The following is a 19,796-nucleotide window of genomic DNA, read 5'->3' on the forward strand; positions in this document are numbered from 1 at the left end:
GACTGCGAGGTGGTCCAGCGAGCCGCCGGGCCTCCCCGCTTTCGGCGGCCCGAGGCCGGACCGGCAGCTCTCCGCCCCGTACACGACGGGGGACGGGGCGGAGTTCGAGCCGGCCGGTACCGTGCCCGGGTCTGCCGGAAGCGGGGAAAATCGGCGGAGTCGCAGGCATCCCGCGGCGTAGCCTGCGCCCTATGCAGTCCACTGAGCCGCCCGCGCCCGCAGTGCACCAAGTGTCCGAAGAGTGCGCGCAGTTCGTGCGCAGGGCCCGCGCGGACCCCGCCGTTGTGGGTCTGGTCCTGAGCGGTTCACAGGCCAAGGACGGCATGGCGACCGAGCGCTCCGACCACGATCTGTACGTCGTCCTCGGCGGCGGTGGAATCGTCGAACTCGTACGGCAGAAAGCGGAGTTGGGCCCGGATGAGGCGCGTACCGCGGCCGACGCGGCGCTGGACGCCTACATCAACTACGCCTACCGCTCGCTGAAGAGCCACCGCGACGGGCGGCGCACCGCGGCCCGTCTCGATGCCGCCGAGAGCGTCCCGTTCCTGTTGACCGCGCTCTTCGCACTGCACGGGAGGCTGCGCCCGTACAACAAGTACCTGCAGTGGGAGCTGTTCGCCGACATCGAGCGGGCCGCCCGGCCCGCACACGAGCAGGTTCTCGACTCCTGGGGTGCGGATCTGGAACTGCTGCGGCCACCGGTCCATTGACGGGCGTACGGGGTGCCGCGACGCTCCCCCTACACCAACTCCGCTCCAAGGGAGGCACCGTGACGAACGCTCAGATGTGGGCGCTGATCGTGGGATTCATCTCGCCCCTGCTGATCTCGGTGGTCAACCGCCCGGAGTGGAGCGGCGCGCTGCGCACCGCCGTACAGGTGGTGGTCTCGGTCCTGGTGGGGCTGGGGACCGCCTACTTCGCGGGGGACTTCGCGGGCAAGGACATCGTCACCAGCATCCTCATCGCGGCCGTCGGCGCGATCACCGCGTACAAGGGGATCTTCAAACCCTCCGGTATCGCGCCGAAGGTGGAACGCGCCACGTCCCCGGCACCGCGCGGTTAGCCCGCGCGCCCGTGAGTTTCCGTGGCAGGGTGTTGCGGGCAACTCACAGGGGTCTAGGGACAAGGGGGAAACGTGATCGTCTGGCTGAACGGCGCGTTCGGCGCGGGCAAGACCGCAGCGGCCCAGGAACTGGTGGACCTGCTGCCGGGGAGCACACTCTACGACCCCGAAGTGCTCGGCAACGGACTGCGGCTGCTGCTGCCCGCCAAGCGCCTGAAGGAGATCGACGACTACCAGGACCTGCCGTCCTGGCGGCGGCTCGTGGTGGACACGGCCGCCGCTCTGCTGACGGAGGTGCCGGGTCCGCTGGTCACACCCATGACGCTGCTGCGGCAGGAGTACCGCGACGAGATCTTCGGCGGCCTGGCCGCGCGCCGCATTTCCGTACGCCATGTTCTGCTGCACGCGGAGGAAACGATCCTCCGCGAGCGAATATCCGGGCCGGACGGCAGGCCCGGCGACCCGGTGTCCGACCACCCCTTACGCGGCCGGAACCCTGGCCCCGCGTCGCCGCTGCACGGCGCGCTGGAGTGGATCGAGCAGGACGCGCACTTCGTCGACACCACCGGGCTGAGCCCCCGGCAGACCGCGCAGCGCATCGCCGAGGCCGTCCGCGACGGGGCCGGGGTCTGCGACATCGTGCAGACCCCCGAGCCGACCGCGGAGACCCTCGCCGCCGGGGTGCTGCTCTTCGACGAGGAGGACCGGGTGCTGCTGGTCGACCCGACCTACAAGCCGGGCTGGGAGTTCCCCGGCGGTGTGGTCGAGCGCGGAGAGCCGCCGGCCCGCGCCGGACTGCGCGAGGTCGCCGAGGAACTGGGCATCCGGCTGCGCTGCGCGCCGCGGCTGCTCGTACTGGACTGGGAGGCGCCCCAGCCGCCCGGATACGGCGGGCTGCGGCTGCTCTTCGACGGCGGGCGGCTGCCCCGCGAGCAGATACGCGACCTGCTGCTGCCGGGCGCCGAACTGCGCGGCTGGCGCTTCGTGACCGAGGACGAGGCGGAGGGGATGCTGCCCCCGGTGCGCTGGAACCGGCTGCGCTGGGCGCTGCGCGCCCGCGAACAGGGACGCCCGCTCAATCTTGAGGCGGGCGTCCCTGTGGGGTGAGGCGTGGCTGCGGGCCGGGGTCACGGGCTGCCGGTGACGGCTCCCGGTCCCGGCCCCCGCGTCAGGCCCGGCTCGCCGCGTAGTTCTGCAGGAACAGCGCCTCGGCGAGCGAGAGCCGCTCCAACTCCTGCGGCGAGACGCTCTCGTTGACGGCGTGGATCTGCGCCTCCGGCTCGCTCAGGCCGATCAACAGGATCTCCGCCTGCGGGTAGAGCGCGGCCAAGGTGTTGCACAGCGGGATGGAACCGCCCATACCGGACGTCTGCATCTCCACGCCCTCGTACGCGTCGCGCATCGCCGACGCCAGCGACGCGTACGCCGGGCTGTCGGTGTCCGCGCGGAACGCCTGGCCCTGCCCGACCTGCTCCACCTTGATCCGCGCACCCCAGGGAGCGGCGTTCTCCAGGTGGGCGGTCAGCAGCTTGGTCGCCTCCGCGGCGTCCTGGCCCGGCGGCACCCGCAGGCTGATCAGCGCCCGCGCACCCGCCTGTACGGAGGGGGTGGCGCCGAGCACCGGCGGGCAGTCGATGCCCAGGACGGTCACGGCCGGGCGCGCCCAGATGCGGTCGGCGACCGTACCGGAGCCGGTCAGCTCGACGCCGTCCAGGACCTTGGCGTCCTTGCGGAAGTCCTCTACCGGGTACTGCAGACCCTGCCAGCTGCCGTCGGCGGTCAGCCCGTCCACCGTCGTGGAGCCGTCCTCGGCGCGCAGCGAGTCCAGGATGCGGATCAGCGCGGCGAGCGCGTCGGGGGCGGCGCCGCCGAACTGGCCGGAGTGCAGATTGCCCTCCAGGGTGTCGACCTGGACCCGTACCAGCGTCATGCCGCGCAGCGTCGCGGTCGCGGTGGGCAGGCCCTCGCGGAAGTTGCCCGCGTCGCCCACCACGATGGCGTCGGCGGCCAGCAGCTCGGGGTGCGCCTCGGCGTAGCGCTCCAGGCCGCCGGTGCCCTGCTCCTCCGAACCCTCCACGATCACCTTGACGTTGACCGGGACGCCGCCGTGCTCCTTGAGCGCGCGCAGTGCCGTGAGGTGCATGACCAGGCCGCCCTTGCAGTCGGCGGCGCCGCGGCCGTACCAGCGCCCGTCGCGCTCGGTCAGCTCGAAGGGCGGGGTGACCCAGGCCGCCTCGTCCAGCGGCGGCTGCACGTCGTAGTGGGCGTACAGCAGCACGGTCGGCGCGTCCTGCGGGCCGGGCAGGAAGCCGTAGACGGACTGGGTGCCGTCGGGGGTGTCCAGCACCGCGACGTCCTGGAAGCCCTCGGTGCGCAGCGCGTCCACGATCCAGCTCGCCGCGGCCTCGCTCTCGCTCCTGGGGAACTGCTCGAAGTCCGCGACCGACTTGAAGGCCACCAGCTCGGCCAGCTCGGTGATGGCCCTGGCCTGCAGCGAGGCGACGGTAGCGGCGAGCGCTTCCTGGGCGGGCGGGCGGGAACCGGACTGCGACATGGAACGCTCCTTGTGGGCGCGGCGTTGTGTCCGTACGGAACCTCGGCGCTGTGGCCGCCGCGGGAGTCGTACGTACGGGCGATGGCGTACCCGATCTTCCCACAGGCCGCACCGTCTGGAGCGGGCCGTAGGATGCGGGCGGTACGCGAGGCAGCGACACGGGAACGGGAGCACAGGCACAGGTGAGCAGCGAGAGCGCAGCCCAGGACAACCAGCAGGTGTGGGACGTCGTGGTGGTCGGCGCGGGGCCCGCAGGCGCCTCGGCCGCGCACGCCGCGGCCAGTACGGGCCGCCGGGTGCTGCTCCTGGAGAAGTCCGAACTGCCCCGCTACAAAACCTGCGGCGGCGGCATCATCGGCCCCTCGCGGGACTCCCTGCCGCCCGGCTTCGAACTGCCGCTGCGCGACCGCATCCACGCCGTGACGTTCTCGCTGAACGGCAAGCTGACCCGCACCCGCCGCTCCAAGCACATGCTCTTCGGCCTGATCAACCGCCCCGAGTTCGACGCGGGCCTGGTCAAGCTGGCCCAGGACGCGGGCGCCGAACTGCGCACCGGCGCCACCGTCTCGCGCGTCGAACAGCACGGCTCCGCCGTCCCCGACCGGCGCACCGTCGCGGTCGTGCTCAGCGACGGCGAGGTCGTGCTGGCGCGGTCGGTGGTCGGCGCGGACGGCAGTGCCAGCCGCATAGGGGCACACGTCGGGGTGAAGCTCGACCAGGTCGACCTGGGTCTGGAAGCGGAGATTCCGGTGCCGCCGACGGTCGCGGAGGACTGGGCGGGCCGCGCGCTGATCGACTGGGGCCCCATTCCCGGCAGTTACGGCTGGGTCTTCCCCAAGGGCGACACCCTCACCGTCGGCGTGATCTCGGCCCGCGGCGAGGGCGCGGCGACCAAGCGCTATCTGGAGGACTTCATCGGACGCCTGGGCCTGGCGGGCTTCGAGCCGTCCGTCTCCTCCGGGCACCTGACCCGCTGCCGCTCGGACGACTCGCCGCTCTCCCGCGGCCGGGTGCTGGTGTGCGGGGACGCGGCCGGTCTGCTGGAGCCGTGGACCCGCGAGGGCATCTCCTTCGCGCTGCGCTCGGGCAAGCTCGCGGGGGAGTGGGCGGTCCGCGTCTCCGAGGCGCACGACGGGGTCGACGCCCGCCGCCAGGCCATGAACTACGCCTTCGCGATCAAGGCAGGGCTGGGGGTGGAGATGGGCGTGGGCCGGCGGATGCTCGCGGTCTTCTCCAAACGCCCGGCCCTGATGCACGCCGCGGTCACGGGCTTCCGCCCGGCCTGGCACGCCTTCGCGCGCATCACCCGCGGCTCGACGACGCTGGCGGAGATCGTACGGACCCATCCGGTGGCCCGGCGGGCGCTGTCGGCGCTGGACCGGGGCTGACGCGACCGGTCAACGGGGGCGGGGCTCGGTCCCGCCTCCCGGGAGTCACCTCCTTGGATGTCACCTCCTTGGATGTCACCTCCTGGGAGTCACCTCCTTGGATGTCACCTCCTGGGGGCGTCGGTGAGGCGGAAGACGGGGTGGGCGGGGGCCGCGGCCAGCAGCTCGGCGTCGCTGGAGGCGGCCGAGACCTCGCCGAAGAAGCCCTTGACCTCCCAGCCCCAGCGCTCCAGATAGGCGCGCACAACGGCCGTCGTCTCGGCGGGCGGCAGCTCGACGGCCGTGAACGCCCGCCTGCGGCGGCCCACCCGCAGCTCGCCCCCGCCCGCTGCCCGCAGATTGCGCACCCACTCCGACTCACCGCGCGCCGAGACCAGATAGCGCTCGCCCGCGAACGTCATCGGATTGACCGGGACGCGGCGCCACTCACCGCTCTTGCGGCCCCGTACGGCCAGGTCGGCGGTGCCGGCCAGGCTGATGCCGCGGCGGGCGAGCCAGCCGATGAGGCCGTTGAGACGGGCTGCGGCCCGGCCGGGCCTGAGGTAGCGGGACTCCTGCGGCGCGGTCGCGGCGGACGGGGTTGTCGGTGCTGAGGGCGCGGGCTGTGCTGAGGGCGCGGTCGGCGCTGAGGGTGCGGGCTGCGTGGATACGGATGACACGGCAGAAGATCCCTTCCGGTATTCCTTCCGAGAGCACTGCTCTCGCTTGAGAGCAGTGTGCAGCACCCTGCTCCGCCAAAGCAAGAGCAGTGCTCTCATCTTCAGAGCACTGCTCTCTCATCTCGATCGCCGCTCTCGACACCGGTCACCGCTCCACGGGCTGGCACACTGGCTGACATGACCGCGATCAAGGGGGCCAGGGAACGGGCCCGCAGCGAAATCACCGCCGCCATCAAGGACGAGGCCCGCAGCCAGCTCGCCGCCAACGGTGCCGCGAAGCTGTCCCTGCGCGCCGTCGCCCGCGAGCTGGGCATGGTCTCCTCCGCGCTCTACCGCTACTTCCCCAGCCGCGACGACCTGCTGACCGCCTTGATCATCGATGCGTACGACGCCGTCGGCGAGGCCGCCGAACAGGCCCTGGCCGAGACCGCGGCCGACCACCCGGCCACGCGCTGGCGGGCCGTCTGCCGCGCCGTGCGCGACTGGGCCCTGGCTCACCCCCACGAATACGCGCTGATCTACGGCTCCCCGGTGCCCGGCTACCACGCCCCGCGCGCCACCGCAGGGCCCGCGGCCCGCGTCGGCCTCGCCCTCTTCGCCGTCGTCACGGATGCACACGCCGCCCAGCAACTCGCCGAACCCGAACCCGAACCCGAACCCACCGGGCCACTGCCCGCCGCCGTCCTCGCCGACGCACAGGCCCTCACCGAGGAACAGGGCGTGCGGCTGCCCGCTCCGGTCGCGGTCCGGCTCGTCGGCGCCTGGGCCCAGATGTTCGGCCTGGTGAGCTTCGAGGTCTTCGGCCAGTTCAACCGAGTGATCGAGGCGCGCGAGGAGTTCTTCGACCAGGCCACCGCCCAGCTCGCCCGCAGCGTGGGGCTGCCTGCCGCGTAGGAGGCCGCCGTTCCGGGCGCCGCGGACCCGGGCTGACCGCCGCAACCCCTGGGGCCCTGGGCCGTACGAACCGACGCACCCCTACTCCCACAGGAGTACGGCCGGTCACTGCGCCGGGCGGACGCCGTCCGCCGCGCCGCGCACTAGCGTTATCGGCATGAACACCGGACGGCCGTCCCGGGCGCGGCGCTTGTTGGCCCCGGCGTGGGAGCGCTGGCTGTCGCCCCGTACCGAGCAGTCCGAAGGCGGCGCCGGCACCCGGCTGCCCTGGTTCTCCACCCTGGCCATGACCGTCCTCGTCCAGATCGGGCAGTTCCTGGCCTCCCGGGGACAGCCCGAGCGCATACCGCTGGACGGCTTCGGGCGGGCGCTGCTGTTCGTGGGATCGGCGGTGCTGCTGGTACGCCACCGCAATCCGCGCACCGCCGTGACCGTCTCGGCCGCCGCCTTCCTCCTCTACCTGGGCGCCGGTTACGCGTACGGGCCGGTCTTCCTGCCCTTCAGCCTCGCCTGCTTCTCGGCGATCGTCGCCGGGTACCGCCGCTTCGCCGGGGTCGCGCTCGGCACCATCTGGGTGGCGCACGCGCTGCTGGGCCACTGGCTCTACCGGTGGCTGCCGCCGGACACGGACGGGGCCGCCGACTGGGGGCAGGAGCTGTTCATCAGCGCCTGGATGGTGGCCATCGTCGCCGTATCCGAGCTGGTACGGGTCCGCCGGGAGCAGGCCGCGCGGGCGCGGGCCGAGCGCGCGGCGGCCGAGCGGCGCCGCGCCGACGAAGAACGGCTGCGCATCGCCCGGGAGTTGCACGATGTACTCGCGCACAGCATCTCCGTCATCAACGTCCAGGCCGGCGTCGGCCTCGCGCTCCTGGACAGCGACCCCGAGCAGGCCCGTACCGCCCTGACGACCATCAAGGCGGCCAGCAAGGAGGCGCTGGGGGAGGTGCGCCAGGTGCTCGACACGCTGCGCAGCCCCGGCGCCGCCCCGCGCTCCCCGGCACCCGGGCTGGACCGGCTGGCCGAACTGGCCGAACAGGCACGGAGCGCGGGACTGACCGTCACGGTGGCCGTGCACGGCACCCGGGCCCAACTCCCGCCCGGCACCGACCTCGCGGCCTTCCGCATCATCCAGGAATCCCTCACCAACATCGTCCGCCACTCCGGCTCGCGCACCGCCAGGGTCCGCCTGACCTACGCCCCCGACGCCCTGGAAATCCGCGTCGACGACGACGGCCCGGCCTCCGGCTCCCCTGGCACGGCAGGCGGCGGCAACGGCCTGGTCGGCATGCGCGAACGCGCCGCGGCCCTCGGCGGCACCGTCGAGTCCGGCCCGCGCCCGGACGGCGGCTTCCGGGTGCTGGCCCGCATTCCGCTCGAGCCGCCGCCGGGGCGGGACACCGTACGCGAGGATGCGGGTACGGACGCTTCGGACAGGCTGGGCTCCTTGGACGGGCCGGGCGGGCCGAACCGGCCCAGCGCCGCCGCATCGACACAACACCCCGTGAAACCAAGGGCCGCCGGGCAGGCGGGCGCCGATGAGGAGAAGCCGTGATTCGCGTACTGCTCGCCGATGACCAGCTGTTGGTGCGGGCCGGCTTTCGGGCGCTGCTGGCCGCGCAGCCCGATATCGAGGTGGTCGGTGAGGCCGCCGACGGGCAGGAGGCGCTGGCCGCGGTCCGCGAAGTGGGGCCGGATGTCGTGCTCATGGACATCCGGATGCCGCTGCTGGACGGACTGGCCGCCACCCGCCGTATCACCGAGGACCCGCGGCTGGCGGACGTCAAGGTCGTCATGCTGACCACGTTCGAACTGGACGAGTACGTCTTCGAGGCCCTCCGCGCGGGCGCCTCCGGCTTCCTGGTCAAGGACACCGAACCGGACGAACTGCTACGGGCCGTACGCGCCGTGGTCGACGGTGACGCCCTGCTCTCGCCCGGCGTCACCCGCCGCCTGATCGCGGAGTTCGCGGCCCGCTCCAAGGAGCCGGCGGCCGCCGACACGCTGGCCGAACTGACCGAGCGGGAGCGGGAGGTGATGGCCCTGGTCGGCATCGGCCTGTCCAACGAGGAGATCGCCCGCCGGCTGGTCGTCAGCCCGCTGACCGCCAAGACCCACGTCAGCCGCACCATGGTCAAACTGGGCGCCCGCGACCGGGCCCAACTGGTCGTCCTGGCCTACGAGTCGGGCCTGGTGCGCCCCGGCTGGCTGGGCTGAGCGCGGAACGCACGGGCACGGCGTGCGAAGCGCCGTAACACCGTCACCACCCGCCACAGGAAAGCGCAGCCCGCCGCGAAGGCGCTGCCCGCCACGAGGCCGCGGGTCCAGGCGGGCCCCGGGTCGCCGAGCCAGACCGGGCTCGTCCCCGCGGCGAAGACGGCGGCCGCCACGAGCGCGCCCGTCAGCAGCGCGAATCCCATCTCGACGGTCAGGGCGTCACGTTCGGCCTGGGAACGCGTAGGAGACATGGTGACAGTCTGTCAGTCTCCGGCCCGAGGCCGGAAAGGATCGCTCCCGGTCCAGGGTATGCGTACTGCATATGACGTACGGGGTAGCAGCTGATCGCAGGGTCGGTGCTCGGCGCGAGGCGTAGGGCAGTCGACGGTTACCGGAGCGAGGGGAGTGGTGGGAGATGGCGCGTGGTGATCTGCGGTCCGTGGTGTGGGGGATGCTCCGGGAGAGCGTGCACCGGCCGGGCCAGGGGAAGGGGACGCGGCTGAGCCGGCTCCGGAACATCGAGGATGTACGGCGGGAGGCGGGCCGACGGGACTGCCCGATGCCGCTGACGTACGTCGACGGCGGCGCCGAGGACGAGATCACCCAGCGCGCCAACCGCGCCGCCTTCGCGCAGGTCACCCTCAAGCCCCGCATCCTCGTGGACGTCTCGCGGCGCGATTTGTCCACGACCGTGCTCGGGCAGCGGGTCGACTTCCCGGTTCTGCTGGCCCCGACGGGCCTGCCGGGACTCCAGCACGCCGACGCCGAACTGGGCGCGGCGCGGGCCGCACACGCCGCCGGCACCGTCTTCGCCATCAGCACCGCCGCCAGCTACAGCGTCGGCGAGGTCGCCGCGCACTCACCGGGCCCGATGTGGTTCCAGCTCTACCCCTGGACGGACCGCGCCGTGACCGAGGCGTGCATCGACCAGGCCCGCGCGGCCGGTTGCGGCGCGCTCATCCTCACCGTCGACGCCGCCGTACCCGGCAACCGCGAGCGCGACCTGCGCGCCGGGATGACCCTCCCGCCCCGCCTCACCACCGACCTGGTCGCCGGAGCACTGCGGCACCCCGTGCGCTACGGCCGCTGGCTGCGCACCCTGGCCGCCGGGCCCGGCATGCGGCTGGGCAACGTCGCCGGGACCGTGGCACCGCCCGGCGGCGCGGTGGGCGTGGCGGGCTGGTTCGAAGGCCTCTTCAACCCGTCGCTGACCTGGAAGGACCTGGAGTGGATCCGCGAGCGGTGGCAGGGGCCGCTGGCGCTCAAGGGCATCATCACCGCCGAACAGGCACGCCAGGCGGCCGACGCCGGAGCCGACGCCGTCATCGTCTCCAACCACGGCGGCCGCCAACTCGACTGCCTGCCCGCCTCCTTGCACGCCCTCCCCGCCATCGCCGACGCCCTCGCCGACACCCCCGTCGAAGTCCTCCTGGACGGCGGCATCCGCCGCGGCAGCGACGTCCTGAAGGCCCTCGCCCTCGGCGCCCGCGCCTGCCTCATCGGCCGCCCCTGGGTCTGGGGCCTCGCCGCCGCCGGCGGCCCCGGCGTGACCCGCGTCCTGGACATCCTCCACACCGAACTGGACCGCTCCCTGGCCCTGATGGGCGTGTCCACGGTCACCGAACTCGACCGCTCCATGATCACCCTCCCCTCCGACTGGCCGACACTGACCTGACCGCGGCTTCGGCCCTCACGGGCCCTCTCACGGGTGTGAGGTGATTCTTTGAGAAAGGCGGCACTGGTGGGACCGAGCTCTCTGGCTGAGCTGCCCCAATGCGGAACCCGGACCGCGAGAATACGGAGGGTTCTCCCCCCGGCCCAGCCGCTACTCCTATGACGTGCTGCTCGTCATCCACGACGGCGGAGCCGTCCAGGAGCAGGTATTGCGGGGTGTGAGCCTGCGGGTCACCCGGCCCGGCGCAACAACCTCTGGAGTGCCTACTTCGACGAAGGTGTCTACGTCGACGAGATCAGCGCCGCCGGACTGGTCCGCTGGGACAGCGGTGGCAGTCAGCGGTGGGGGTACAGCGCTCCGGAGGGCGTCGAGTACATCGATACGGTCTACGCCTTCAACGTCGACGACGGGGTTGCCTGGGCCGCCTACTATCCGACCTTCCCGCTGCTCGAGGCCCGCGCGGACGGGCAGATCCGGCTGTGGAAGTTGCCCGTGGTCGCGCCATCGGGGATGGCCGTCCACGGCGAGGAGGTCGTCACGCTGGGCGGCGACAGCTGCGGGGACCGGTTGCACCGCTGCCATATGACGGGAGGGAAGGCCGTGTTGGTCGACGAGGCGTGTCTGTCCATGCCGAACGGCGCCCCGATCCGACGGTACGCGCATCCCGTCGGTCGGGGTCGGCACCTGTTCATGCGGGGCCTATCTGCCAAGCAGTGGTACGTGATGGACATGGCGGAGCGGTAGGCGGACCGGGCCCGGTCAGGTGGCGGACCGCTCGCGCCACAGCTGGGCGAGTGAGCCGTCGCCGGAGATGGTGAGGCTGTCCCAGGAGAGGCGGTTCCACAGGGCGAGGTAGAGGTCGGAAGCGGGGCCTGCGATGACGCAGTCCGCCTCCGACTCCGCCTCCGGGGCCGTGCGTTCGGTGCTGGGTGGGGCGTCGGTCAGGTGGACGGACCAGGCCGCCGATGGCATGTCCGCTGCCCGGATGAAGAGGGTTCTGGGGGTGTCCGTGCGGACCTTGCTGCGGTGGCGGGAGTGGAAACCGACGAGGAGTTCGTCGATGCCGTCGGCGGCGAAGGGAGCGTCGAAGGGGGTGGGCGGGGCGCCCAGCGCCAGTTCGGCGTCGACTCGGTGGACGGCGGTCTCGTGGGCCTGGCGGCGGGTCCAGAAGGCGATCGGTGAGGAGGAGGGGAGGAAGGTCCAGCAGGCCAGATCGGCCGGTGCGGCACGAAGGGCCTGGACGAGGGCGCCGTGCCCTGCGCGGAGCCACGGGACCAGGGCGTCGTCGGCCAACTCCGGCGCATCGGGGAGCGGGGCGCCCTCCGTCCGCTTTTCCGTGACGAAGCCCGCGGCCCAGCGGTGGACGCTGCCCATGTGGAGGAGCAGGTCACGCACCTGCCACTGCGGGCAGCTGGGCACCGGCGCGTCGGGCCCGGCCTTCTCCGCGACCTCGGCGAGCAACTTCCCGTCCCGCTCCAGCGCTTGGATGTACTCGGCAATGTCCATGCTTCGAGTCTGCCAGCCGCCACTGACAACCTGACGACACCCGCCCGGCCGCCCCTGCTCAGTGCCCCGATTCCGACGCCTGCTTCGGCGGGTCGTCGACCTTGAGCTCGTCTCCCGTATGCGAGATGAAGACCACCAGCAGCCTCGCCGGTTTCGTCCGGCTGGTGTTGTGCGTGGTGACGTGATGGGCGCCCGGCTGCTCGACCCAGTTCTCGCCCTGGTGGTACGTACGCACCGGCTCGCCCTCAAGCTTGCTGCGTACGGTTCCGTCGAGCACATAGGCGTACACGAAAGCCTCGCCGTGCCGATGCGGAGCGGCATGTCCACCGGGCGGGAATTCCACGATCCTTGAGGTGAAGGTCCTGCCTTTGACATTCGGCAGCGCCTGTTGAATCAGCGATGACTGCGCCTTGGCCGAGGGCTTCGACGCCGCAGGGGCAGCGGACACCTTGGCGGTCCCGCGTTCCGCCGCGGGGGCGCAAGCGGCGGCTGCCGCCACTGCGCCGACGGCCAGAAGGGCCGAAGCAATCCACTTTCGCGCCGCGAATACTCGCCCGATTCCGATTCCGATTCCGGCTCCGGCTCCGGCTCTGGCCTCGCTCCCCGTCCCGGCATGGCGATGGGCGTCACGCCCTCGATCGGTGATGGCTTGCATCGCAGGTCCTCCGTTGCGGCGTTTATGAATGCGCGCGCAGGGCCCACGGGGAGATGGTGCGGCCGTCCAGCGGTGGGCCCGTTGCCGTCATGATCTCGACGGTATGCGCCGAGCGGCCCACCCACATGGGCCACTTCCCCGGTGAATTACCGGGCCATTTCCGGAAGCTGCCGAACCCTGGAGACCGATCTGAACAACTCACCTGTCCGTCAAGGCCGTTCAGTAGCCGACAGTGAACCGGCTCCTTCGATGCCGCGGCCGCTCGGCCTCGTCCAGCAGCGCCACCGCCAGATCCTCCATCGAGATCTCCGAGTTGCCCTCGGTGTCCGTCAGGAGTTCGTCGGTGCCCAGCCGGTAGGCGCCGGTGCGTTCGCCCAGGGTCAGCAAGGCGGGCGGGCTCACGTACGTCCAGTCCGCCGTGGTCTCGGTACGGCAGGCCGCCAACTGCCGGGCACACGCGAGCGCTATGGGGCGGAGGGAGGCGGGGAAGTCCGGGGTGTCGACCAGGGCGGTGCCGTCGGTGCCCGGGACGGTCAGGGTGGCGGCGCCACCGACCAGGAGCAGGCGCACGCCGGTCTGCCCGAGCCCGTCCAGCAGCGACCGGGTGGTGGCCACCAGGTCGCCCTCGCTGCCGGGCGCCGGCCGGGTCGCGTACGACAGCGGTGACCTCATGGCCGCGCGCGAGCGCCTCGGCCACCACACGGCTGCCCACGCTTCCGGCCGCTCCGAACACAGTGATACGCATCGTTCTCAGCTCCTGTTAGGGCGATTAGGGTGACTGGGGTGACTGGGGTGAAGGGCTTGCGTGGCGACGCGGAGGTCAGGTGGCGGGGGTGCGAGGGGCGTTCTGAGGGCTCGGGGTATCCGTGCCGCCCGCTGCCCGCCGCTGCGCCCCCGGCAGCGGCACTTGGGCCGCGACAAGGGCGGCGAGTACGACGAGTCCGCCCAGGAGTTGGAGCGTGGTCAGCGCCTGTCCCAGGACGAGCCAGCCGAGGGCCGTGGCGACCACGGGGCTGAGCAGGCCCAGGAAGGCGACGTTGGTGGGCGGCAGCGCGCGGATGCCGCGGAACCACAGGGCGTAGGCGACGGCGGTGCCGAGGATCGCGAGGTAGCCGTAACCGGTCAGGTTCGCGGCGGTCGGCGGCGTGGGCGGCAGTCCCTCGACGATGAGCGCGACCGGGAGCAGCAGCAGGCCGCCCGCGGTGAGCTGCCAGCCGGTGGTCGCCAGCAGCGGCGCGGGCGAGACCCAGCGCTTGCTCAGGACGACCCCGGTGGCCATGACGGCCGCGCCGCCTGCCGCGGCGGCCACGCCCAGCACGTCCAGCTGCGCGTCGGCCCGCAGCACCAGCAGGCTGACCCCGGCGAATCCCGCGGCGCCCGCGGCCACCGTGCGCAGCGACAGCCGCTCGCCGAGCAGCCCGGCTGCGAGCCCCGCCGCCAGCAGCGGCTGGATCGCGCCGACGGTGGCCGCCACGCCACCGGGCAGCCGGTAGGCCGCGATGAACAGCAGCGCGAAGAACACTCCGATGTTGAGGGCGCCGAGCACCATGGCCCGCCACCACCAACTGCCCTTCGGCAGGCGCCTGGTGAGGGCGATCAGTACGAGACCGGCCGGGAGTGCGCGTACCACGGCGGCCAGCAGCGGGCGGCCGGGCGGCAGGAGTTCGGTGGTGACGAGGTAGGTGGAGCCCCATACGGCGGGCGCCAACGCGGTCAGCAGGACGGTTGCGGTCCGATTGTTTAGCACTAAGGCAATGTATCTCAGCGCTAAGAAAACTGGCGAGGGTGCGCAGCGTGATGTACCTCACCGCTAAGGCATCGACTAGGGTGAAGCGATGGCAGATCAGGTGGACCGCGTAGTGGAGCAGTGGGGTGCGCAACGCCCCGACCTGGACGTATCGCCGATGGCGGTGCTCGGCCGCCTCAAGCGGCTCTCGCGGATCGTGGATACGGAACTGCGCCGCACCTTCGCCGAGCACGGCCTGGACGCCGCGTCCTTCGACGTCCTGGCCACCCTCCGCCGCAGCGACCCCCCGCACCGCCTCACCCCCACCGAGCTGATGCGCTCGGCGATGGTCACCTCGGGGGCCATCACCCAGCGCCTGGACCGGCTGGCGTCCCGCGGCCTGGTGACGCGCACCTCCAGCGCCTCCGACGGCCGCAGCCAGGTCGTCGCCCTCACCGACGAAGGCCGAAAGCTGATCGACCAGGCCCTCCCCGACCACCTCGCCACCGAACAACGCCTGCTCGCCGCCCTCCCCGAGGCTCGGCGCGAGGACCTCGCAGGCACCCTGCGAGACCTCCTGGAGTCCCTGGGCGACGCAGCGGACTCATAATCCGTCGGCCGTGGGTGCGAGTCCCGCCCGCCTCATCCCGGCTCGTCAGCGGAAAAGCGGTCCTACCCGCGGAAATGTAACGACGAGGGCCGCCGCGGACGCCATGGCGGCCCTCGTTTCGCTGCCCGACCAAGATTCAGGGGCGGCTGCGCGCTGCGCGGTCGAGCCCGCAGGGCGCTGGGGGAGGGGCCCGCATCAAGCGCTTGGAGGCCGCCCAGAAGCTGGCCGCCCGGGGCGAGCGTGGCGAGTTCGGTGGCGCGGCCGCCGCCCATGACGCCGTCGGGCGCGGCCGTCGGGCGACCGCCGAGTGATCGCCTACCTTCTCGACGCCTCCGCCCTGTGGTACCTGTTCCGCACCCCGGAGGTGCTGCGTTCTTGGGAGGGGCACATTGTCCTTGGGAGGGGCACATTGCCGCCGGCATGTTCCACCTCTGTGAGCCCCCCCGCCGAGTTTCTGTACTCGGCCACGGGGCCCGCGCACAGGGGCGAACTTTCCGAGGGGCTGGACGCCCTGTGTCACCTGGCGCCTGTTCCGAAGAACGCCTGGCGTTGGGTGGACACCGCCGAGCACAAGCTCACGCAGCGTGGGCAGCATCGCGCAGCGGGCCCCATCGATCTCCTGGTGTGCGCGACCGCGGTCCATCATGGGCACACCGTGCTCCACGTAGGCAACGCCGCGTCACCCACCACCCTCCCGGTGCCCGCGCACTGAGGTGCCGTCAGGTTGTGCCCCCTTCGGTGTGGTCGCGGAGTGTCCTGTCCCGCCCGAAATGGGCGTACGCATTTTGTTTCACGTGGGCACAAAGCCAGAATGGGCACGTGACCCAGACACGGACAACCAGGTTGGAGCGGGGCCGCAGTGCCCTAGGGCCCGCACTGGAGCTCGTACACACCGGACGCGCGCCCACCCGGGCCGTGCTGACCTCCGAACTCGGCGTGACCCGCGCGACCGCGGGCGCGGTGGCCGCCGAGCTCGAAGCGCTCGGCCTCATCAAGGTTGATTCTCACCCGACCGCCTCGGCCGGTTCTCAGGGGCGGCCCTCCCACCGGCTGACCATCGACGAGAACGGGCCCGTCGTCCTGGCCGTGCAGATCCACGCCGACGGCTATCGCGTCGCGCTGGTCGGCCTGGGCGGCCGGATCGTGGCCACGGTTGCCGACTGCGAGACCGTCCCGGCCGACCCCGCCCACGTTCTGGCCGATGCGGTACGGGACGGGGTCGGCATGCTGCGCGAGACCGGGCGGCGCTGTCTGGGCGCGGGCCTGGCCGTCCCCTCCGCCGTCGCCGAACCGGACGGCGCCGCGCTCAATCCCCTGCACCTGGCCTGGCCCGCGGGCGCGCCCGTACGCGAGCTCTTCCTGCGCGCGCTCGCCGACGCGGACTTTCCCGCGGACGCGGGCTTCACGGGCAACGACGTCAACCTCGCGGCGCTGGCCGAACACCGCCACGGTGCGGGCCGCGGCGCCCGCGACCTGCTGTGCGTGGCCTCCGGGCACCGCGGTGTGGGCGGCGCGCTGGTCCTGGACGGCCGTCTGCACAGCGGTAGTTCGGGCCTGGCCCTGGAGGTGGGCCACCTGACCGTCCATCCCGAGGGCGCGCCCTGCCACTGCGGCAGCCGCGGCTGCCTGGACGTCGAGGCGGACCCGCTCGCCTTCCTGGCCGCCGCGGGCCGTGAGCCCGGGCCCGAGGTCTCGCTGTTGCGGCGCTCGGTCGACCTGCTGCGCGAGGAGTACGCCGACCCCGCCGTACGCGCCGCCGCCGAGCTTCTTATCGACCGCCTCGGTCAGGGGCTGGCGGGCCTGGTCAACATCCTCAACCCCGACCGCATCATCCTCGGCGGCCTGCACGGCGCCCTGCTGGACGCCGACCCCGAGCGGCTGCGTGCCGTGGTCGCCGACCGCAGCCTGTGGGGGCGCAGCGGCGGCGTACCGATCCTGCCCTGCACCCTGGCTCACAACAGCCTGGTGGGGGCGGCGGAGCTGGCGTGGCAGCCGGTGCTGGACGACCCGCTGTCGGTGGTTCCTGTCTGAGCCGGGCCTGGGGTGGGGCGTCGCCTTGGCCTGCGGGCGGGGGCAGGGAGAGCCGGTGTTGGTGGTTCCTGTCTGAGCCGGGCCCGGGGGTGGGGCGTCGCCTTGGTCTGCGGGCGGGGGCAGGGAGACCCGCTGTCCGTGGCCCCCGCCTGAGCCTCCGCCTGAGCCCCAGCCTGCGACGGGGTCTCACCCAGGCCAGGGAGCGGCGAAGGCGCGGGCCGGGTTGGCGGTCAGGGCCTGCTCCACCAGGGCCTTGCCCAGGGTGAGTTCGAGGCGGGGGCGCAGGCGGCGCAGTAGATACGGCAGGCCGGGGCCGCCGTGGGCCGAGCGGGCGGCGGCCGTGGTGGTGTCGCCGCCCAGCAGGAGGCGGTCGGCGTATCCGGCGTCCGCCAGGTGGGCCAGGGCCTCCGGCAGTCGCCAGTCGGTGGCGTGGTGCGCGCGGGAGGGGCCGTCGAAGGCCAGGTAGGCGCCCGCCTCGGCGGCCTGGCGGTGCACGGTGAGGTCGGGGGCGCGGTTGAGGTGGCCCAGGATCACCCGGTCCGGTGCGACGCCCAACTCCCCGCACAGCAGGTCCAGTACGTCCAGCGCCCCCGTGCCCAGCTCCAGGTGCACCCCGATCGCGGCTCCGGTGGCGTGGTGGGCCTCGGCCGCGGCGGCCATGGTGTGCCGGGCGTGCGCGTCCAGGCCGTGGAAGCCGCCGGCCACCTTGATGAGACCGGCGCGGGGTGCGCCCGTACGGCCAGCACCAGCGCCGATCCCCTCCGTGAGCTCCGAAACGAACAGCGCCGCCAGATCCCCGCGTACCCGGTCGAGTACCTCCGGCGCGTAGTGCGCCGCCTGGTGCAGCCCGGTCGCGGCGACGATGCGTACGCCCGACTCCCGTGCGAGCCGGGGCAGTTGACCGGCCTGGCGGCCCATGCCGTACGGCGTCCACTGGATCACCGTGTCGCCGCCCGCGGCCCGGAAGGCGCGCAGTTCCTCGGCGGCCTCGTCCGCGTCGGCCAGTTCCTGGCCGGGCAGTTGGGGGCTGCGCAGGAAGAGGTGGTCGTGGGCGTCGCAGACGCCGAGCGCGTCCGGGGTGATGTCGCCGAGGACGGTACGGACCCGGCTCACCACTGCCGCCCGGTGGGGAGCCGGTCCAGCCCGGGGGCCGAGAGGTGCAGCACCTGGTGGAGTTCACCGGCCGGTGCGGCCCCGGCGGCCGGCTTGTCCCGCCACAGTGTGAAGCGCACCAGTTCCCAGTGGCGCGGGTCCAGGCCCAGGGCGGAGCTGTGCACCCCGTCCGTTTCCGCCAACTGGCGCTGTTCGGACAGGGCTTGGTCGATCGCGGTGGCCGGATCCAGCCCCTCGGCGAGGCGTTCCGTACTGCGTGAGGCGTAGTGCGGCCGGTCAGTGCAGGCCGGGCCGCGCTCGAAGAACAGGCCTTGCCAGTGCTGCACCACGGGGCGCCCGAAGTCACGGATCACGCCCCGGAACCCGTCTCCGGTCACAAAGCGGTTCATCGCCTGCGGGTCGGCCCAGAGATAGAACGGCGCGTATTGGTTGACCGGTGAGCCGTCGACGCCGCGCTCTCGTATCGCGTACGCCTTCAGGCCGAGCCCTTCGAAGTCGTCCAGGAGGTGCCCCTTGCTCTTCACACGGTGGCGGATGATCTCCATGTCGTAGTCGGCGGGCAGGGTGATGGGGTACTGCATGGCGTGCATGTGACGGGTCTCCGAAGAAGGGAGGAAGGAGGAAAGGGAGGAAGGAGGAAAGGGAAGGGAAGAAGGAGGGAAGGCGAAGGCGGTTCAGGCGGGGTATTCGTCGTCGCCGACGTGTGCGTCCCAGTCGGCGGTGGTGCCGTCGGCCGCGGCCTCCACGGTCGCCAGATGGGTCATGAAGGTGCGCGGCGCGGCGCCGTGCCAGTGCCATTCGCCGGGGGCGATCCACACCGTGTCACCAGCGCGGATCGTCTCGACGGGGCCGCCTTCGCGCTGCACCAGGCCCTCGCCCTCGGTGACGTACAGGACCTGGCCGTGCGGGTGGCGGTGCCAGGCGGTGCGGGCGCCGGGGGCGAAGTGGACGCTGAACATGCGCAGCCGGGACGGTGCGGGCGGTGCGGCGATCGCGTCCAGCCAGACCGTGCCCGTGAAGTGCTCGGCAGCTCCCGCCGTGCTCTGCGGGCGGTCGCGGGTGATCTCCATGGTGGTGAACTCCTTCAGGGGCGCGGGGACTTGGTGTGGGCGGCGAGGAGGGAGAGGACGCCGTGCACGGCGGTGTCGAAGGGGGCCGGTGACTCGGCGGCGCGCGCCAGGACGTAGCCGCCCTGTACGGTCGCGACCACGGCGGCCGCGCTCCCCGCGGGGTCCAGCGCGGCATCGAACTCGCCCGCCTCGCGCCCCTCGGTGAGGATCTCGGTGATCCGGGAGCGCAGCCAGTCCAGGGTCTCGAACACCGGCTGCCGCAGCTCGGGGTCGGTGATCACGTCCGGGTCCATGGTCAGCCGGCCCACCGGGCAGCCGCGCAGTACGTCGCGCTCGCGCAGCAGGTAGGAGCGCACCCGCTCGTACGCCGTGCCGTCCCCGGCGAGCGAGGCCTCGGCGGTGGCGCGCATGTGCGTCGCGGTGCGGCGGATCGCGGCGAGCGCGAGATCGGACTTGCCGGAGAAGTGGTGGTACATGCTGCCCTGGCCGACGCCCGCGCGCTGCAGGATCGCCTTCGGGCTGGTGCCGACGAAACCGCGCTCCCACAGGAGTTCCTGGGTGCTCTCGATGAGCCGTTCCGGAGTGGTCATGACCACACTGTACATACTAGTAGTTACAAAGATCAATGAAGGAGATCG

The 19,796-nt window shown here is 72.4% G+C and carries 21 protein-coding genes and 2 pseudogenes; 11 read left to right on the forward strand and 12 right to left on the reverse strand.

What is annotated here, in order from left to right; translation table 11 throughout:
• The first annotated feature begins 191 nt into the window (after positions 1-191).
• The 3 genes from AC4IJH_RS15595 (at position 192) to AC4IJH_RS15605 (ending at position 2,170) form a co-directional block, all read left to right on the forward strand.
• Entirely contained in the window at positions 192-710 is a 519-nt protein-coding gene (locus AC4IJH_RS15595; RefSeq protein ID WP_490852281.1) for a hypothetical protein, read from the forward strand.
• Between the two features lie 59 nt (positions 711-769).
• Positions 770-1,063, forward strand: coding sequence for a hypothetical protein (locus AC4IJH_RS15600; protein ID WP_490852282.1), 294 nt, complete (start codon positions 770-772; stop codon positions 1,061-1,063).
• A 72-nt stretch (positions 1,064-1,135) separates the two neighbouring features.
• Positions 1,136-2,170 (forward strand): NUDIX hydrolase, encoded by a 1,035-nt coding sequence (locus tag AC4IJH_RS15605; protein ID WP_490852283.1) that lies wholly within the window; start codon positions 1,136-1,138, stop codon positions 2,168-2,170.
• A 61-nt stretch (positions 2,171-2,231) separates the two neighbouring features.
• Here AC4IJH_RS15605 and AC4IJH_RS15610 read toward each other — a convergent pair whose 3' ends face one another.
• Positions 2,232-3,617, reverse strand: a complete 1,386-nt coding sequence (locus tag AC4IJH_RS15610; RefSeq protein WP_490852284.1) for a dipeptidase — start codon at positions 3,615-3,617, stop codon at positions 2,232-2,234.
• A 182-nt stretch (positions 3,618-3,799) separates the two neighbouring features.
• Here AC4IJH_RS15610 and AC4IJH_RS15615 point away from each other — a divergent pair, with 182 nt between their 5' ends.
• Positions 3,800-5,005, forward strand: coding sequence for a geranylgeranyl reductase family protein (locus AC4IJH_RS15615; RefSeq protein ID WP_490852285.1), 1,206 nt, complete (start codon positions 3,800-3,802; stop codon positions 5,003-5,005).
• A gap of 104 nt (positions 5,006-5,109) precedes the next feature.
• Here AC4IJH_RS15615 and AC4IJH_RS15620 read toward each other — a convergent pair whose 3' ends face one another.
• Positions 5,110-5,508, reverse strand: a complete 399-nt coding sequence (locus tag AC4IJH_RS15620) for a nitroreductase family deazaflavin-dependent oxidoreductase (RefSeq protein ID WP_490852331.1) — start codon at positions 5,506-5,508, stop codon at positions 5,110-5,112.
• A gap of 333 nt (positions 5,509-5,841) precedes the next feature.
• On the opposite strand from AC4IJH_RS15620, the gene AC4IJH_RS15625 reads away from it, so the two are divergent.
• The 3 genes from AC4IJH_RS15625 to AC4IJH_RS15635 all read left to right on the forward strand — a co-directional run bounded on the left by AC4IJH_RS15625 (position 5,842) and on the right by AC4IJH_RS15635 (position 8,772).
• Positions 5,842-6,558, forward strand: coding sequence for a TetR/AcrR family transcriptional regulator (locus AC4IJH_RS15625; RefSeq protein WP_490852286.1), 717 nt, complete (start codon positions 5,842-5,844; stop codon positions 6,556-6,558).
• Positions 6,559-6,715: 157 nt separating this feature from the next.
• The gene (locus AC4IJH_RS15630; RefSeq protein WP_490852287.1) at positions 6,716-8,110 is read left to right on the forward strand and encodes a sensor histidine kinase; all 1,395 of its coding nucleotides are present in this window, start codon (positions 6,716-6,718) and stop codon (positions 8,108-8,110) included.
• Positions 8,107-8,772 (forward strand): response regulator transcription factor, encoded by a 666-nt coding sequence (locus AC4IJH_RS15635; protein WP_490852288.1) that lies wholly within the window; start codon positions 8,107-8,109, stop codon positions 8,770-8,772. The genes AC4IJH_RS15630 and AC4IJH_RS15635 overlap by 4 nt, the downstream gene beginning before the upstream one ends.
• On the opposite strand, the gene AC4IJH_RS15640 is transcribed toward AC4IJH_RS15635, so the two are convergent.
• Positions 8,733-9,023 carry a DUF6332 family protein gene (locus AC4IJH_RS15640; protein ID WP_490852289.1) on the reverse strand — a complete coding sequence of 97 codons (291 nt, stop codon included), beginning with the start codon at positions 9,021-9,023 and terminating at the stop codon, positions 8,733-8,735. The two genes, AC4IJH_RS15635 and AC4IJH_RS15640, sit on opposite strands and share 40 nt — an antisense overlap.
• Positions 9,024-9,187: 164 nt before the next feature.
• Here AC4IJH_RS15640 and AC4IJH_RS15645 point away from each other — a divergent pair, with 164 nt between their 5' ends.
• Complete coding sequence (locus AC4IJH_RS15645; RefSeq protein ID WP_490852290.1) at positions 9,188-10,447, forward strand: alpha-hydroxy acid oxidase; 1,260 nt, start codon at positions 9,188-9,190, stop codon at positions 10,445-10,447.
• A gap of 759 nt (positions 10,448-11,206) precedes the next feature.
• Here AC4IJH_RS15645 and AC4IJH_RS15650 read toward each other — a convergent pair.
• From AC4IJH_RS15650 to AC4IJH_RS15670, 5 genes and pseudogenes are all read right to left on the reverse strand, one after another.
• Positions 11,207-11,953: a maleylpyruvate isomerase family mycothiol-dependent enzyme gene (locus tag AC4IJH_RS15650; RefSeq protein WP_490852291.1), complete on the reverse strand. Its 747-nt coding sequence runs from the start codon at positions 11,951-11,953 to the stop codon at positions 11,207-11,209.
• 58 nt (positions 11,954-12,011) lie between these two features.
• Complete coding sequence (locus AC4IJH_RS15655) at positions 12,012-12,608, reverse strand: cupin domain-containing protein (protein WP_490852292.1); 597 nt, start codon at positions 12,606-12,608, stop codon at positions 12,012-12,014.
• Between the two features lie 219 nt (positions 12,609-12,827).
• Positions 12,828-13,280 carry an NAD(P)-dependent oxidoreductase gene (locus tag AC4IJH_RS15660; protein WP_490852293.1) on the reverse strand — a complete coding sequence of 151 codons (453 nt, stop codon included), beginning with the start codon at positions 13,278-13,280 and terminating at the stop codon, positions 12,828-12,830.
• Position 13,281: 1 nt separating this feature from the next.
• Positions 13,282-13,353, reverse strand: a pseudogene (locus AC4IJH_RS15665) (NADH-flavin reductase); the annotation flags it as partial.
• 75 nt (positions 13,354-13,428) lie between these two features.
• Entirely contained in the window at positions 13,429-14,355 is a 927-nt protein-coding gene (locus AC4IJH_RS15670; protein ID WP_490852294.1) for an EamA family transporter, read from the reverse strand.
• Positions 14,356-14,443: 88 nt separating this feature from the next.
• On the opposite strand from AC4IJH_RS15670, the gene AC4IJH_RS15675 reads away from it, so the two are divergent.
• The 3 genes and pseudogenes from AC4IJH_RS15675 (at position 14,444) to AC4IJH_RS15685 (ending at position 16,975) form a co-directional block, all read left to right on the forward strand.
• Positions 14,444-14,944 carry a MarR family winged helix-turn-helix transcriptional regulator gene (locus tag AC4IJH_RS15675; RefSeq protein ID WP_490852295.1) on the forward strand — a complete coding sequence of 167 codons (501 nt, stop codon included), beginning with the start codon at positions 14,444-14,446 and terminating at the stop codon, positions 14,942-14,944.
• A 307-nt stretch (positions 14,945-15,251) separates the two neighbouring features.
• Positions 15,252-15,656, forward strand: a pseudogene (locus AC4IJH_RS15680) (PIN domain-containing protein).
• Between the two features lie 107 nt (positions 15,657-15,763).
• Positions 15,764-16,975: an ROK family protein gene (locus AC4IJH_RS15685; RefSeq protein ID WP_490852296.1), complete on the forward strand. Its 1,212-nt coding sequence runs from the start codon at positions 15,764-15,766 to the stop codon at positions 16,973-16,975.
• 186 nt (positions 16,976-17,161) lie between these two features.
• Here AC4IJH_RS15685 and AC4IJH_RS15690 read toward each other — a convergent pair whose 3' ends face one another.
• From AC4IJH_RS15690 to AC4IJH_RS15705, 4 genes are all read right to left on the reverse strand, one after another.
• Positions 17,162-18,088, reverse strand: a complete 927-nt coding sequence (locus tag AC4IJH_RS15690; protein ID WP_490852297.1) for a phosphotriesterase family protein — start codon at positions 18,086-18,088, stop codon at positions 17,162-17,164.
• The gene (locus AC4IJH_RS15695) at positions 18,085-18,678 is read right to left on the reverse strand and encodes a DUF4865 family protein (RefSeq protein ID WP_490852298.1); all 594 of its coding nucleotides are present in this window, start codon (positions 18,676-18,678) and stop codon (positions 18,085-18,087) included. Before AC4IJH_RS15695 ends, AC4IJH_RS15690 begins: the two co-directional genes overlap by 4 nt.
• A gap of 84 nt (positions 18,679-18,762) precedes the next feature.
• A complete protein-coding gene (locus tag AC4IJH_RS15700; protein WP_490852299.1) occupies positions 18,763-19,158 on the reverse strand; it encodes a (R)-mandelonitrile lyase in 396 nt (131 codons plus the stop codon).
• Between the two features lie 14 nt (positions 19,159-19,172).
• Positions 19,173-19,748 carry a TetR/AcrR family transcriptional regulator gene (locus AC4IJH_RS15705; RefSeq protein WP_490852300.1) on the reverse strand — a complete coding sequence of 192 codons (576 nt, stop codon included), beginning with the start codon at positions 19,746-19,748 and terminating at the stop codon, positions 19,173-19,175.
• Positions 19,749-19,796: the final 48 nt, after the last annotated feature.

The sequence above is a fragment of the Streptomyces sp. UF-297 genome (assembly GCF_058245575.1).

Bases quoted from the DNA above. Each gene is read 5' to 3' on its own strand.
- AC4IJH_RS15595 (WP_490852281.1), top strand. From the start codon at position 192: ATGCAGTCCACTGAGCCGCCCGCGCCCGCAGTGCACCAAGTGTCCGAA.
- AC4IJH_RS15610 (WP_490852284.1), bottom strand. From the start codon at position 3,617: ATGTCGCAGTCCGGTTCCCGCCCGCCCGCCCAGGAAGCGCTCGCCGCT.
- AC4IJH_RS15625 (WP_490852286.1), top strand. From the start codon at position 5,842: ATGACCGCGATCAAGGGGGCCAGGGAACGGGCCCGCAGCGAAATCACC.
- AC4IJH_RS15630 (WP_490852287.1), top strand. From the start codon at position 6,716: ATGAACACCGGACGGCCGTCCCGGGCGCGGCGCTTGTTGGCCCCGGCG.
- AC4IJH_RS15640 (WP_490852289.1), bottom strand. From the start codon at position 9,023: ATGTCTCCTACGCGTTCCCAGGCCGAACGTGACGCCCTGACCGTCGAG.
- AC4IJH_RS15645 (WP_490852290.1), top strand. From the start codon at position 9,188: ATGGCGCGTGGTGATCTGCGGTCCGTGGTGTGGGGGATGCTCCGGGAG.
- AC4IJH_RS15650 (WP_490852291.1), bottom strand. From the start codon at position 11,953: ATGGACATTGCCGAGTACATCCAAGCGCTGGAGCGGGACGGGAAGTTG.
- AC4IJH_RS15655 (WP_490852292.1), bottom strand. From the start codon at position 12,608: ATGCAAGCCATCACCGATCGAGGGCGTGACGCCCATCGCCATGCCGGG.
- AC4IJH_RS15660 (WP_490852293.1), bottom strand. From the start codon at position 13,280: ATGAGGTCACCGCTGTCGTACGCGACCCGGCCGGCGCCCGGCAGCGAG.
- AC4IJH_RS15675 (WP_490852295.1), top strand. From the start codon at position 14,444: ATGGCAGATCAGGTGGACCGCGTAGTGGAGCAGTGGGGTGCGCAACGC.
- AC4IJH_RS15695 (WP_490852298.1), bottom strand. From the start codon at position 18,678: ATGCACGCCATGCAGTACCCCATCACCCTGCCCGCCGACTACGACATG.
- AC4IJH_RS15700 (WP_490852299.1), bottom strand. From the start codon at position 19,158: ATGGAGATCACCCGCGACCGCCCGCAGAGCACGGCGGGAGCTGCCGAG.
- AC4IJH_RS15705 (WP_490852300.1), bottom strand. From the start codon at position 19,748: ATGACCACTCCGGAACGGCTCATCGAGAGCACCCAGGAACTCCTGTGG.